This window comes from uncultured Ruminococcus sp., from assembly GCF_934476685.1.
Taxonomy (GTDB): Bacteria; Bacillota; Clostridia; order Oscillospirales; family Ruminococcaceae; genus Hominimerdicola.
Map to the genome: position 1 here is coordinate 215920 of NZ_CAKSNX010000004.1, position 14526 is coordinate 230445.

The window sequence follows — 14526 nt, forward strand, 5'->3', positions numbered from 1 at the left end:
TGATTTATAATACCGTCAGTTGCCTGAACGTTATTTTTATGGGTTTGCAACTACTACCATTGCATATCTGATGACCTTGTCACCTATCTTATATCCCTTCTGGAAAACCTGTGCTACCACATTTTCTCCAAGTTCAGGGTCTTCGATCTGATTTACTGCGTTTGCAATATTAGGATCAAAAGTTTGTCCCACAGGATCAATGATCTCAACGCCAAGCTTTTTAAGTGCGTCGCCGAACTGCTTGAATATCATTTCAACGCCCTGCTTATAAGCTGTATCCTGTGTTTCTGTTCCCAGCGCTCTTTCAAAGTTATCGAATACCGGAAGTATTTCGGAGATCGCACTTCCCTTTGCGGTATCGGTTATCTCTAATCTTTCCTTTGCTGAACGCTTTCTGAAATTGTCGTACTCAGCCATAAGTCTGAGATACTTGTCTTTGCTTTCGTCAAGAGCTTTCTGCAGCTTTTCAGCCTCACTCTCCTCCGTTGCTGTTGTTTCCTCTGTCACCTCTTCGTTCTGAGTTTCTTCTTCAGCGGTGTTCTCTTTTTCCTCTGCCTGAGTTTCTTCAAGCTTTTCTTCTTTATCTATATCCTTTGCCATTTCATACGCCTGCCTTTCTTTTTCCGTACTTTACTTTTCGTCATCAGGATCATCTTCATCCTTTTCCGAGATCATACTTGATATCCTGCTGGTGAAATATTCAAGATACGGTATGAATTTCGCATAGTCGAGCCGCATCGGGCCGATAAGTCCAAGCGCCCCCGCCGTGTGTCCGTCCTTTGAGAAAGGAGCGGTTATAATAGAGGAATTGTGGATAACAAATCCGTCCTTTTCAGGTGCGAACATAATGTTCAGACCATTGAACGTTTCGTCAATAAATCTCCTCAGTTCCTTCTGATTATCTAAGAAAGAAATTATCTCGTGCTGATTGAAATCCTTACAGGTCAGCAGATTTGACTGACCTTTTATTGATATATCAGCGCCCATTTCCTTAGTCATTTTTATAAGTTCTGAAACCAGCGGCGAAAGGGTCATCATATACGTTCCCATAGCCTCTGTTAGTTTTGAAATGTATTCGTCCGACAGCTTACTGAGCGGAACTCCGTTCAGATTTTCCTTTACAAAGTTATCGAAAAATTCCAGCTGTTCATGAGTCAGATCAAATTCAAGTCTGCAAACCTTATTTTTTATTGCACCATTTGAAGTTATCATTAAGATAACGTACATTCGCTTACCTGTCGGTATAACTTCCACCTTAGATATAAGCGAAAACTTTGGTGTTGAGTTTGCAACTACTGTGGCGCACTTTGTAAGCTCTGCAAGAGCAAGTGAAGCGTGTTCCACAAGATCTTCCTCTGTAACAAAATCATCAGGCAGCATTGCGTCAAGTTTGGACTTTTCATCATCGGTCAGAGGGTTTTCCTCCATAAGGCTGTCAACATAAAGCCGATAACCTTTATAAGTCGGTATACGTCCAGCTGACGTATGAGGCTGTTCAAGATAACCTTGTTTTTCAAGTTCAGCCATTTCATTTCTTATAGTAGCCGAAGACGCTTTGACATGAGCCATAATAGCTTTTGAACCTACCGGTTCGCCTGTTACGATGTACTCATCTACAACAGCTGTCAGGATCTTTAGTTTTCTGTCGTCCATTCTTTCACCTGCCTTCAGCTTGATTAGCACTCTTGCTATCTAAGCGTTAGCACTCCATCTCTCTGAGTGCTAAGTATAGTTTATACCTTTTTGACTGATTTGTCAAGGGGTTAAGACTTATTTTTTCACCAAACTTTGAAAATATTACAGTTTAGTATTGTGCACCTTGCACAATATGCGCATACAACATATAGAAAAACAGCACCGTATGCTTCTACATACAGTGCTGTTCAACAAAACTATTATTATCTGTTGTTAAGAGTGGCGATAGATTCGTCGATCTTAGCCATTTTCTCCTCTGCCTTTGCAAGCTTAGCCTTTTCAGCCTCTATGAGCTGTGCAGGTGCTTTCGCAAGGAAGCCCTGATTTGAAAGCTTTTTGCTAAGGAAGTCTATATCCTTCTGAACATTCTTCTTGTCCTTTGTAAGTCTTGCCATTTCCTTTTCAGTGTCGATTATTTCGGAAAGCGGGATAAAGAATCTTGCAGAATCAGTAACCACTGTTGCACAATCCTTTTCATCACACTTATCTACAATAATAACTTCTGAAGCAGACGCAAGTCTTTCAAAGAACATGATGCCCTGTTCAAAAACAGAAGCCTGAGCAGTTTCAATATAAAGCTTAGCCTTTACAGACGGCGGAACATTCATTTCTCCACGGCAGTTTCTTATGCCCTTGATACCTGCCATTATCTTTTCAAATGCAGCCTCGTCATCAGCATAGTTGAGCTTTTCATCATATACAGGGAAATCCTGAACCATGATAGCTGTTCCGTCATTGACAAGAGCCTGCCAGATCTCTTCTGTAATAAATGGCATAAATGGGTGGAGCAGCTTGAGCATACCCTTCATTACCCATACAAGAACAGCCTGAGCGGTTTCCATAGTTTCTCCGCCAGCGGCAATTCTAGGCTTTGTAAGCTCGATATACCAGTCGCAGTAAACATCCCAGATGAAGTCATAAAGCTTTGCAACGGCAACGCCAAGCTCAAACTTATCAAGATTATAGTTTACGTCCTTAGCAAGAGTATTGAACTTTGAAACGATCCATTTATCTTCTACATTCAGATTTTCAGGGAGCTTATCAGCCTTGAAATCATCTGTAAGGTTCATCATAATAAATCTTGCTGCGTTCCAGATCTTATTAGCAAAGTTTCTTGAAGACTTTACCTTGTCCTCAATAAATCTCATATCATTTCCGGGAGCATTTCCTGTTGCAAGCATAAATCTGAGAGCGTCTGCGCCATACTGATCTATAACTACCAGCGGATCTATACCATTGCCGAGAGATTTAGACATCTTTCTGCCCTGTGAATCTCTTACCAGTCCATGGATAAGAACTGTATCAAACGGCTTTTCATCCATGTTCTCCATACCTGCAACGATCATTCTTGATACCCAGAAAGGTATGATATCATAACCTGTAACAAGTGTATTTGTAGGATAGAAATATTCAAGATCTTCTGTCTTGTCAGGCCAGCCAAGTGTAGAGAACGGCCAGAGTGCAGATGAGAACCATGTATCGAGTGTATCAGGATCCTGACGCATTTTCTTGCCGCACTTAGGGCAGCATACTTCGCTTTCCTTTGAAACTACTGTTTCACCGCATTCATCACAGTAGAACGCAGGGATCTGATGTCCCCACCACAGCTGACGTGAAATGCACCAGTCACGGATATCGTTCATCCAGTTAAGGTAGTTCTTTTCAAATCTTTCAGGAACAAACTGAATGCTGTCATCTTCAACAGCCTTGATAGCAGGCTTTGCAAGATCAGCCATTTTAACGAACCACTGGAGTGAAACCCTAGGCTCAACTGTTGTTCCGCAGCGGTAGCAAGTACCTACGTTATGCTCATGCTCCTCAACTTCAACAAGGAATCCGCCCTTTTCAAGATCTTCAACGATCTTCTTTCTTGCTTCGTATCTGTCCATTCCAGCATACTCAGGATAATCGTCAACTATCTTTGCATCTTCCGTCAGAACATTAAGAACAGGCAGATTATGACGCTGACCAACTTCAAAGTCATTAGGGTCATGTGCAGGAGTGATCTTAACTACACCTGTACCGAATTCCATATCAACATAGCTGTCTGCAACGACAGGTATCTCTCTTCCGACCAGTGGAAGTTTAAGAGTTTTGCCTACGATATCCTTATATCTTTCATCCTTAGGATTTACTGCAACAGCTGTATCGCCGAGAAGTGTTTCAGGTCTTGTAGTAGCAAGTTCAACATAACCTGAACCGTCTGTAAACGGATATCTGAGGTGCCAGAAATGACCTGCCTGATCCTCATACTCGACTTCTGCATTTGAAATAGAAGTTTTGCAGTGCGGACACCAGTTGATTATTCTTTCGCCACGATAGATAAGTCCTTTTTCATAATACTTTACAAATACTTCTTTGACAGCCTTTGAACAGCCTTCGTCCATTGTAAAGCGTTCTCTTGACCAGTCGCATGAAGAACCGAGCTTTTTGAGCTGCTCGATAATTCTTCCGCCGTACTGCTTTTTCCAGTCCCATGCTCTTTCAAGAAATCCATCTCTTCCGATATCGTCCTTTGTAAGGCCCTCTTTTCTCATTGCCTCAACTATCTTAGCTTCGGTGGCGATAGAAGCGTGGTCTGTTCCAGGTACCCACAGAGTGCAGTATCCGCTCATTCTCTTCCAACGGATAAGGATATCCTGAAGAGTATTGTCAAGTGCATGACCCATGTGGAGCTGACCTGTGATATTCGGAGGAGGGATAACGATACAGTAAGGCTCTTTCTTCGGATCAGGTTCAGCCTTGAAGTAATCGCCGTCTATCCAATACTTATAGATCTTATCTTCTACCTTATTAGGCTCATAAAGCTTTGAAAGCTCTTTTTTCATAAATAACAATCCTTTCAAATAATATTCAAGAAAACAAGCGTACTGTCTCAGACTCGCACGCCCATTCCCTTACGAAAGGACGGTGTATAAATATCAACTATGCTTTGCAGGGGCGGATATTTTTTTGCATAAATATTCATAACGATACTCCCTTCGCACTGCCTGTACGGCATAACTAAATTTTATTATGACACTTTTTTCAATGCTTGTCAAGTATCTGAGATATTATTGAACGTATTTCTGTATAATTACACAAAAATCAGATAAATAAGAAAAACATACTGCCGAATTTTTACTTTACAGTATGTTCTTTATGAATATACATTTTACTTTAAATTTACTTGACTAAAAATTTAACATATAGTATAATATAATTAGGTTTTGGATATTTTACGATATTCAGAACGAGTAAGGAAAATAAACAGTTAAACTGCAAAACAAAGGGAGAAGATCATATGCGTAAAACTAAAATCGTTTGTACAATCGGTCCTGCTACTGACGACGTAAACATTATGAGAGAACTTATGAAAAACGGCATGGATGTTGCACGTTTCAACTTTTCTCACTCTGACCACGAAGTCCACAGAAAGCGCTTTGAAGTCGTATCAGCCCTGAGGGAAGAACTGGGTCTGAATGTGGCTACTCTTCTTGATACAAGAGGTCCTGAGATAAGAATAAAGGATTTCAAGGATCACAAGCCTGTTACTATAAAAGACGGAGATAAGTTCACCCTTACTACAAGAGATGTAGAGGGTACTTCTGAGATCTGCTCTATTACATTTGAAAATCTTCCTAAGGACGTTTCCGTAGGTACAAAAATACTTATAAATGACGGTGTCATAGAACTTAAGGCAACTAAAGTCGATTCAACAGATATCGAATGTGAAGTTATCCACGGCGGTGTAGTTTCCGACCATAAGGGTATCAACGTTCCAGGTGTCAAGCTTTCAATGCCGTATATTTCGGATTCAGACATGGCTGACCTCGCTTTCGGTGCAAAAATGGGATTTGATTTTATTGCTGCTTCATTCGTGAGAACCGGTGCCGATGTAAATTACCTCAGAAAATTCACACAGTCACTTGGCTGGTTCAATCCGAGAATTATTGCAAAGATCGAAAATGCCGAAGGCGTTGAAAACATAGACGAGATACTTGAAGCTGCTGACGGTATAATGGTAGCCAGAGGAGATATGGGTGTAGAGATACCATTCGAGCAGATCCCTGCTATCCAGAAAGAGATAATCCATAAGGCATACAACGCAGGCAAGCAGGTAATAACAGCTACTCAGATGCTTGAATCAATGATAACAAATCCACGTCCTACAAGAGCAGAGATAACCGACGTAGCAAACGCTATCTACGACGGTACTTCCGCTATCATGCTTTCAGGGGAAACAGCTGCAGGCAAATATCCTGTTGACGCTGTAAAGACAATGGCTCTGATCGCAGAAACAACTGAAAATGATATTGATTATATCAGCCGTTTCAAAAAACGTGATGATACCGAAAATCCAACTATCACAGATGCTATCGCACACGCTACTGTAACTACCGCACATGATCTTAACGCTGCCGCTATACTTACAGTTACCAAGGGCGGCACTACTGCAAGAACACTTTCAAAGTTCAGACCAAACTGCCCTATTATCGGTCTGACAACCGATGTTACCACCTGTCATCAGATGAATCTTTCATGGGGCATTGTTCCTGGTATTATTGAAGAAAAGGATAATACTGACGAACTTATAAGACACGCTATTGACGTATCTCTTGAAATGGGATATCTCAAAAAGGGAGATCTTGTTGTTATAACAGCAGGTGTTCCGCTGGGAATGAGCGGCACTACAAACCTTTTGAAGGTAGAAAAAGCTTAATAAATAATAAAATGCGGAACATAGGCTTATGCTTTTGTTCCGCATTTTTCATATCACTCAGACTTTCTGAGTATTTACAGCTGTCATTACTGTTCTTCGATTTTTTAGCGCATTTATAAGTCCCGACACCACAGGGACAAGAAGAGAAAATCCCGCTGCGATCAAAATATATATCGGGCTTGGGAGAGAAGCTGAAAAAACATCTTTCAGAACAGGCAGACAAAGTCCTGCCACAAGCGCTGCTGCCGACACAAACACTGAAAACAGCAGAAAAGGGTTTGAAAGGTATGGAACTGAGAACAGTGTTTTTTCCTCTGACTTACATTCAAAAACATGGATAAGCTGACTAAGCACAAGGGTTATGAGCGCTCCCGTTCTTGCATTTTCGATAGAACCTGTTCTGCTTAAAGTAACAGTAAAAGTACCAAGTGTGCAAAGTCCTATCAGTATACCCCTGAATATTATTCTCCACAAAAGTCCGCCGCTGAAAAAGCTGTCATCTTCTTTTCTCGGCGGCTTTTTCATTACAGATCTTTCAGGCGGTTCAAGTCCCAGTGCAACTGCCGGCAGGCTGTCTGTAACAAGATTTACAAGAAGTATCTGCGACGGCAGCAGCACCATTGGCAAGCCCATTATTATACCGCCCAGCATTGTAAGCACCTCGCCTATATTGCAGGATATGAGATAGCGTACAAATTTTCTTATGTTCTGATATATCGTTCTGCCGTCCTCAACAGCATTTACAAGGGTTGCAAAGTTATCGTCAAGCAGTATCACATCAGCAGCCTGCTTTGTGACTTCTGTACCTTGAATGCCCATTGATACGCCGATATCGGCTTCCTTTATAGCTGGAGCGTCATTTACTCCGTCACCTGTCATGGCGCAGATATGTCCTTTTGATTTAAAAGCTCTGACTATCCTCAGTTTATGCGCAGGTGTCACTCTGGCAAATACAGAGCAGTTTTCGATTATCTCGCTTAGTTTTTCATCACTCATTTTATCAAGCTCATCACCTGTAAGCGCAAGGTTTCCGCCTTTCATTATCCCAGTCTGACGTGCTATTGCAATAGCTGTGAGCTTATGATCGCCTGTTATCATTACTGTGCGTATGCCCGCTTTTTCACATTGTCTTACTGCTCTCGCAGCCTCTTCTCTCGGAGGATCCTGCATTGCCATAAAGCCTAAGAATATAGTCTTGTCGCCTATTATCTCGCTGAACGCTATCACTCGCAGACCTTCGCTTGCAAGTGCGTCACCTCTCCCTGCGGCGGATATTTTGTCTGCGGCATTAAGCTTTACAAGACTTCCCTTTTCATACCACCAGCCGCAGCTTTTGATTATAACATCGGCACTTCCCTTTACAAAGCTTATTTTTTCACCGCTCTCGTCAGTGCATATAACAGTCATAGAACGTGTTTCGCTGTCAAAAGGTATCTCGTCAACACGTTTCAGACCTGTACTCTCAAAGTTTACTCCTGCGGCAGCACAGGCTGTTATTATTGCACATTCAGTAGGATCACCCTCTGCTGAAAGCACTTCTTTACCTCTGTTTCGTATAAAACGTCCTTCCTGTTTTTTAACAAGTACTGCATTGGTACACACCGCACCGCAGGTCAGCAAGCCTGCAAGAGAAGGAGTAGCCGCTGAAAAGCTTTCGGTATCATTTACAGAAAATTCTCTGCCCTCAGCGTCAATTATTTTAGTGACGGTCATTTTGTTTTTTGTAATAGTTCCTGTTTTGTCTGTACATATTACGGTTGCACAGCCAAGGGTTTCTACTGAATGGAGCTTGTGGACAAGTGCCTGACGTTTAAGCATTTTCCTTACGGCAAGGGCAAGTGCAATAGTAACGGTAGCAGGAAGTCCCTCTGGAATAGCGGCTATGGCTATAGTTATACCTGTCATTGCCATATCAAGTACAGGCTCTCCTCTTATTACTCCTGCAATAAATACAAGTATACATACACCTATGCATATAATGGCGAGAGTTTTTCCCAGTTCGCCAAGCTTTTTCTGCAATGGAGTCTGCTCTTCTTCAATATCGTCAAGCATACGGGAAACTCTTCCCATTTGGCTTCTTTCTCCTGTGGCAACAGCCTCAAGAATTGCTGTTCCTTTTGTGACTACTGTACCGAGATAGGCAAGATAGCCTTTATTAAGTGATGCGAACTCTACCTCTGATGTACGAGGATATTTTGCGGCAGGTTCAGCCTCGCCTGTAAGAGCTGATTCATCACAGCTAAAAGATGAACATTTGATTATATATCCGTCGGCAGGTATCCTGTCCCCTGCTTCAACAGTAAAAATATCTCCTGCAACCACCTGCTGTGCAGGAATTTTCACAAGCTTACCGTCACGGTAGACCCTTGCTGTCGGAGCGGTAAGCTGTTCAAGCTTTTCCAGTGTTTTTTCACAGCGGTATTCCTGAATAAAGCCAAGAAACGCATTGACCACCACTATAAGTATTATCGGTACAGCGTCGGCATACTGTCCCAGTGCAACAGAGATAACCGTTGCGGCAAGAAGTATCATTACCATTACATCATGAAACTGACCTGCAAATATTTTCATGGGACTTTTATGACGTTTTCCGCCGATAGTATTTGCTCCGCCCGTTTCATATCTTTTCTGAGCCTCAGCTGACGTCAGTCCGAACAGATCATTCTGCGACGGCGGTTTTGCTGTAAGATCCTGCTGTAAAATATCCAGCATAATATCATTCCTTTCAATATATAACTCAACCTGTTTTACGGCTTGTTTTATATCTATTCAGCTTGTACCCGAATAATGCAGATATTAAATGATTACTCCTTAGAATATAAAAATCTTAATATTTGATAACTGCTATTGACTTTTGACGTGAATTGTTTTATTATTTAATGGAAGTATATTTTAATAAGTATGGAGCAAAGGAAAATGAGTATAAAAAACACACTTACGATATGGTTCGGAAAGTTCCTTGTAAAAACTCTCCACCTGCTCGGCAAGGACGCAGGAAATGCCCCAGGGTTACTGCTGTGGGAGCTTAACAAGGACTGTCTTAAAGCCTTTAAGGTCGATTGTCCGATAATCGCCGTTACAGGCACTAACGGAAAGACTTCCGTAACCAATTATCTTAATCATATTTTTGAAAGTACAGGTAAAAAGATTATCACAAACAAGCAAGGAAACAACCTTGATACAGGCATATGCTCTCTCCTGCTGAACAACTGTGATATGAAAGGCAGAGTCAAGGCTGATTATCTTGTTCTTGAAATAGATGAATCACACGTTCCTGTTATCTTTTCAAAGCTTAAGCTTGAAACGCTTGTACTGCTGAACTTTTTCAGAGATCAGCTTGACAGAAACGGTGAGGTAGAAACACTTATCCTTAAAGTGAAAAAATTTCTTGAAACCTTTGAGGGCAATGTTGTTCTGAACGCAGACGATCCTAACGTTTCACGTCTTGGTCTTGCTAATCCAAACAACAAGAATATTTATTATTACAGCGTTGAAAGATATGCAGGCGCTACTGAACAGCCTTATGAAGTCGGCGAAGGCAAGTTCTGTCCTGTATGCGGCAAGGAACTTGTTTATGACTACTATCAGTATTCTCATGTGGGCAGATTCTGCTGTCCGGGCTGCGGATTCGGAAAGGTAAAGCCTTATATTACAGCAGAAAATGTAAAGCTTGATGTTCCGTCTGTGGATTTTGAGGGTGAAAGTTACAAGATCAGCCACAACAGCATTTATTATGTATATAATCTTACGGCTGTATATACTGCGGCAAGTCTTTATAATTTTGACAAGTCTGTTCTTCACGAAACCTTTGAAAAGTTTGAAGTCAATAACGGCAGACTTGAAAAATTTGAAGTTGACGGCAGCGACCTTCTTGTAAACCTTGCTAAGAATCCTGTGGGCGCAAATATGACTCTGCGTGTTATGAATGAACATAAGGGTGAAAAGGAACTTCTTTTTGTTCTTAATGATAATCTTGCAGACGGTCATGATGTTTCTTGGATATGGGATATAAACTTCTCGGTATTCAAAGATGTTACAAGGGTTGTGACTTCGGGAACAAGAGCATATGACATAGCTATAAGAATAAAATGTTCGGGATATGATCCTGACAAGATATTCGTTCGCCCTGACCTTGACGACGCTATGAAAGAACTGTTTTCCACAAAGGGCGATAAATATGCCATTGCAAACTACACGGCAATACAGCCGACAAGACGTGCTATAAAGAAATACAAGGCTGAAAAGGAGGGTACAAACACAAATGCAGAAGCTTAAGATACTTCATATGTACCCTGCTATGCTTGATCTGTACGGCGACAGCGGAAACGTTGAGATACTCGGATACAGATGCAAAATGAGAGACATTGAACTGGAAATACACAAACATAATCTCGGTGGCAGGGAAACTGACTTTACTGATTATGACATAATCTATCTCGGCGGCGGTGCAGACTTTGAACAGCAGTTGCTGGCTGACGATCTGTTGGGATTGAAAGATAAGATACAGGCGGCATATGACAAAGGGGTATATTTCCTTATGATATGCGGCGGTTATCAGCTTATGGGGCAATATTACAAAGACTCAAACGGAAAGAAGATACCCGGAATAGGTCTTTTCAGCTATCACACCTGTGCATCGACCAATAAAAGATGCAGATGCATAGGAAATATTGTTATTGAAACCGAACTTGATGGTGAGAAGTACAAGGTAATAGGTTTTGAAAATCACGGCGGACAGACAACGGATATAACTTCACCATTCGGTAAGGTGCTTTTCGGAAACGGAAATGAGTTTGGAAGTCAGGCGGAGGGATACTCTGAAAAGAATGTTACGGCTACTTATCTTCACGGTCCACTGCTTTCCAAAAATCCTAAGCTTGCTGACCACATAATCTCATACTGTATGGAGAGAAAAACGGGTGAAAAATTCACACCGTCTGAAATAAACGACAGGCTTGAAGAGGAATGCCGCAGCCAGCTTTTTGACAGGCTGCTTGGCGGAAAGGGCTGACGCAGATGTTTTCCTTTTTTAAACGCAGCAAGAACGAGAACAGTTCAGATACAGCTGATATTCCGCTGAAAAAGCGCATAAAGGATATGAAGTGCCGAAAGATAAATTTTGTGGATTCGGGATTTGATGAGCTTTGTGAGGCTATGAAAGCAGATGATCTGTCAGTTCTCAAAAAGCTGAAACCTGTGAATTACTATGCGCTTAAAGACCGATATATTATGGGAATGGTATATTCGCAGGAGGATCTGAGTGAGAATTATATTCAGTTTCTGCACTTTGAGTCTGAACACCAGACCGGTAAAAGCGGGATATACCCTCTTGACGGTGATGTAACTTCACGGCTGCTTGCCAAAGTGGGAATAATCGTTGAATTCAAGGAAACGGACGGCAGTAGATCATAAAACAATATCAATGGAGCGTGATCGTATCCGCTCCATTTTTTCAGTATTCACTAAAAATTCAGCCTTTGAACAGGTTTGTATGGCTGTGAAATGCTTGACAAAAGGCTGTAAATAATGTATAATATAGTTTTGATAGTACCCGATAATTTTATTCGATAGGAGTGTTTATAATTGGAAATCAATAAGACAGTTTCAAAAGCTGGTTATGCCAAGCTGCAGGAAGAAAGAGAATATCTTGTAACAGTTAAACGTAAAGAGGTTGCTCAGAAGCTGAAAGAAGCACGTTCATTCGGTGACCTTTCCGAGAACGCTGAGTACGATGAAGCAAAGAATGAACAGGCTATCCTTGAATCAAGGATCAACGAACTTGAAATACTTATTGCCAACGCAACAGTCGTTGAAGATGATGATATTTCTGTACACGAGATCGGTGTTGGCTCATATGTAAAGCTTAAGGATCTTGAATTTGATGAGATAGAGTCACTTCAGATAGTAGGTTCAACTGAATCTGATCCTGACAACGGAAAGATCTCTGATGAATCCCCTATCGGCAAAGCTGCTCTCAAGAAAAAGGTCGGCGACATATTTGAAGTAGAAGCACCTGCCGGAACTCTTAAATTTGAAGTAATCGAGATCAGCAGAGAAGAATACTAAAATTCGATAAATCCAGCCGTTATAAAAAGGCTGTTATTACCAATAAAAATCACAGGCAGCGAAAGGAATGGAATTAATGAGTGAAGAAATGCTTAACAACGCACCTGAAGAAGAAATGACTCAGGAAGAAATTAATTCTCTCAAGAAGATCAGAATGGATAAGCTGGAAGAGCTTAAGGCTGACGGCAGAAATCCGTTTGAAATAACAAAGTACGATGTTACTGCAAGCTGTGCAGAGGCTAAGGCTCAGTATGAAAAGGTCGAAGCTGAATGCAAGGCAGAAGCAGGTGACGATGAAGAAAAGCTTAAAGAACTGCTTGAAGAGAAGAGAATAACTGTAAGCGTTGCCGGACGTGTTATGTCAAGACGTCTTATGGGCAAGGCAAGCTTTTTTGATCTTCGTGACAAGAGCGACAAGGTACAGATCTATGTTCGTATGAACGAGATCGGAAAAGATGAATTTGATCGTTTCAAGAAGGGTGATATCGGCGATATCGTCGGCATTTCAGGCTTTGTATTCAGAACTAAAATGGGCGAAATATCTATTCATGCTCAGTCTGTAACACTGCTTTCAAAGTCACTTCTTCCGCTTCCTGAAAAGTGGCATGGACTTAAAGATCAGGACACAAGATACCGTCAGAGATACACAGACCTTATCTGCAACCCTGATGTAAAGGATACATTTATCAAGCGTTCACAGATCATTTCTTCAATAAGAAGATTTCTTGACGCACAGGGCTTTATGGAGGTTGAAACTCCTATGCTGGTTTCAAATGCAGGCGGCGCTGCTGCAAGACCATTTGAAACACACTACAATGCTCTTGATGAAGATGTAAAGCTGAGAATTTCTCTTGAACTTTATCTGAAAAGACTTATTGTCGGCGGACTTGAAAGAGTTTATGAGATAGGCAGAGTTTTCAGAAACGAGGGTGTTGACGCAAGACACAATCCTGAATTTACGCTTATGGAACTTTATCAGGCATACACTGACTATTACGGAATGATGGATCTGACAGAAAAGATGTTCAGACATCTTGCAATGGAAGTATGCGGTTCAACTACTATCCCTTACGGCGAGCATATGCTGGATCTTGGCAAGCCATTTGAAAGAATGACAATGGTTGACGCTGTAAAGAAGTATGCAGGTGTAGATTTCAGCAAGATCGAAACAACTGAAGAGGCAAAGAAAATCGCTGACGAACATCATGTTGAATATGAGGACAGACACAAGAGAGGCGACATTCTCAATCTGTTCTTTGAGGAATTTGTTGAGGAGCATCTTATTCAGCCTACATTTATTATGGATCACCCTGTTGAGATATCACCTCTTACAAAGAGAAAGCCGGAAGATCCTGATTATGTTGAAAGATTTGAGTTGTTTATCAACACATGGGAGATGTGTAATGCATACTCAGAGCTTAACGACCCTGTTGACCAGAGACAGCGTTTTGTTGAGCAAGAAGAGCTGCTCAAGCAGGGCGATGATGAAGCAAACCGCATAGACGAGGACTTTCTCAGAGCGCTTGAGATCGGTATGCCTCCAACAGGCGGTATAGGTTACGGTATTGACAGACTTGTAATGCTGCTTACCAACTCCCCTGCTATCAGAGATGTACTGCTGTTCCCTACGATGAAGACATTGGAGTGAGAAAGCACCGTAATTACAGGGTTTTCGGGGCATTAAGGTCACATTATTTTGCACCAATGCACCAAATATGCACCATTTTTATGAGGTGCAGCGTAAAGATATGATAAATTATCACCGATATGGCTTTGAGGCTGTGTCGGTGATTTTGTTTATAAAAAAATACCGATATGAATCAAAAATAGATCGTATCGGTATTTTCCTATCACTCATCTGACTTTTCAGAACTGCCGCCATTAAAGATAAGCCTATCCAGTTCTCTAAATTCCTGCAGCTTGAAATCCTTTGTGGCGTCGGCGTAGACGTTCATCGTCGTATCAAAATCTGCGTGACCTAAAACATGTATCGTCTATAATAAATTAGACAGAAAACATTTAGCCGTGGTATAATAGAAAAAAAGGAGGAAAATAAAATGGCA

9 protein-coding genes and 1 pseudogene are annotated in these 14526 nt (G+C 41.4%); 6 read left to right on the forward strand and 4 right to left on the reverse strand.

Annotation, left to right across the window (positions count from 1 at the left end):
- Positions 1–36: 36 nt before the first annotated feature.
- The 3 genes and pseudogenes from grpE to Q0E19_RS06620 form a co-directional block, all read right to left on the reverse strand.
- Positions 37–609 (reverse strand): annotated as a pseudogene (gene grpE / locus Q0E19_RS06610) (nucleotide exchange factor GrpE); the annotation flags it as partial.
- 21 nt (positions 610–630) lie between these two features.
- Positions 631–1653, reverse strand: a complete 1023-nt coding sequence (gene hrcA / locus Q0E19_RS06615; protein ID WP_294408321.1) for a heat-inducible transcriptional repressor HrcA — start codon at positions 1651–1653, stop codon at positions 631–633.
- Positions 1654–1898: 245 nt separating this feature from the next.
- A complete protein-coding gene (locus Q0E19_RS06620) occupies positions 1899–4523 on the reverse strand; it encodes a valine--tRNA ligase (protein ID WP_294408322.1) in 2625 nt (874 codons plus the stop codon).
- A gap of 455 nt (positions 4524–4978) precedes the next feature.
- Here Q0E19_RS06620 and pyk point away from each other — a divergent pair, with 455 nt between their 5' ends.
- Positions 4979–6397 (forward strand): pyruvate kinase, encoded by a 1419-nt coding sequence (pyk, locus tag Q0E19_RS06625; protein WP_294408323.1) that lies wholly within the window; start codon positions 4979–4981, stop codon positions 6395–6397.
- Between the two features lie 57 nt (positions 6398–6454).
- On the opposite strand, the gene Q0E19_RS06630 is transcribed toward pyk, so the two are convergent.
- Complete coding sequence (locus Q0E19_RS06630) at positions 6455–9109, reverse strand: cation-translocating P-type ATPase (RefSeq protein ID WP_294408325.1); 2655 nt, start codon at positions 9107–9109, stop codon at positions 6455–6457.
- 204 nt (positions 9110–9313) lie between these two features.
- Between Q0E19_RS06630 and Q0E19_RS06635 the strand changes: the two genes are divergently transcribed.
- The 5 genes from Q0E19_RS06635 to lysS all read left to right on the forward strand — a co-directional run bounded on the left by Q0E19_RS06635 (position 9314) and on the right by lysS (position 14111).
- Positions 9314–10672, forward strand: a complete 1359-nt coding sequence (locus Q0E19_RS06635) for a MurT ligase domain-containing protein (RefSeq protein ID WP_294408327.1) — start codon at positions 9314–9316, stop codon at positions 10670–10672.
- A complete protein-coding gene (locus tag Q0E19_RS06640) occupies positions 10659–11408 on the forward strand; it encodes a glutamine amidotransferase (RefSeq protein WP_294408329.1) in 750 nt (249 codons plus the stop codon). The genes Q0E19_RS06635 and Q0E19_RS06640 overlap by 14 nt, the downstream gene beginning before the upstream one ends.
- Before the next feature lie 5 nt (positions 11409–11413).
- Positions 11414–11809 carry a hypothetical protein gene (locus Q0E19_RS06645; protein ID WP_294408330.1) on the forward strand — a complete coding sequence of 132 codons (396 nt, stop codon included), beginning with the start codon at positions 11414–11416 and terminating at the stop codon, positions 11807–11809.
- A 171-nt stretch (positions 11810–11980) separates the two neighbouring features.
- On the forward strand, positions 11981–12463 hold the full coding sequence (greA, locus tag Q0E19_RS06650) for a transcription elongation factor GreA (RefSeq protein ID WP_294408331.1): 483 nt from the start codon (positions 11981–11983) through the stop codon (positions 12461–12463).
- Positions 12464–12539: 76 nt separating this feature from the next.
- Positions 12540–14111 (forward strand): lysine--tRNA ligase, encoded by a 1572-nt coding sequence (gene lysS / locus Q0E19_RS06655; RefSeq protein WP_294408332.1) that lies wholly within the window; start codon positions 12540–12542, stop codon positions 14109–14111.
- Positions 14112–14526: the final 415 nt, after the last annotated feature.

What these genes read in the sequence shown, in the direction of transcription:
- Q0E19_RS06645 (WP_294408330.1), top strand. Translation starts at nt 11,414, where the DNA reads ATGTTTTCCTTTTTTAAACGCAGCAAGAACGAGAACAGTTCAGATACA.
- Q0E19_RS06635 (WP_294408327.1), top strand. Translation starts at nt 9,314, where the DNA reads ATGAGTATAAAAAACACACTTACGATATGGTTCGGAAAGTTCCTTGTA.
- Q0E19_RS06640 (WP_294408329.1), top strand. Translation starts at nt 10,659, where the DNA reads ATGCAGAAGCTTAAGATACTTCATATGTACCCTGCTATGCTTGATCTG.
- Q0E19_RS06630 (WP_294408325.1), bottom strand. Translation starts at nt 9,109, where the DNA reads ATGCTGGATATTTTACAGCAGGATCTTACAGCAAAACCGCCGTCGCAG.
- pyk (WP_294408323.1), top strand. Translation starts at nt 4,979, where the DNA reads ATGCGTAAAACTAAAATCGTTTGTACAATCGGTCCTGCTACTGACGAC.
- Q0E19_RS06620 (WP_294408322.1), bottom strand. Translation starts at nt 4,523, where the DNA reads ATGAAAAAAGAGCTTTCAAAGCTTTATGAGCCTAATAAGGTAGAAGAT.
- hrcA (WP_294408321.1), bottom strand. Translation starts at nt 1,653, where the DNA reads ATGGACGACAGAAAACTAAAGATCCTGACAGCTGTTGTAGATGAGTAC.
- lysS (WP_294408332.1), top strand. Translation starts at nt 12,540, where the DNA reads ATGAGTGAAGAAATGCTTAACAACGCACCTGAAGAAGAAATGACTCAG.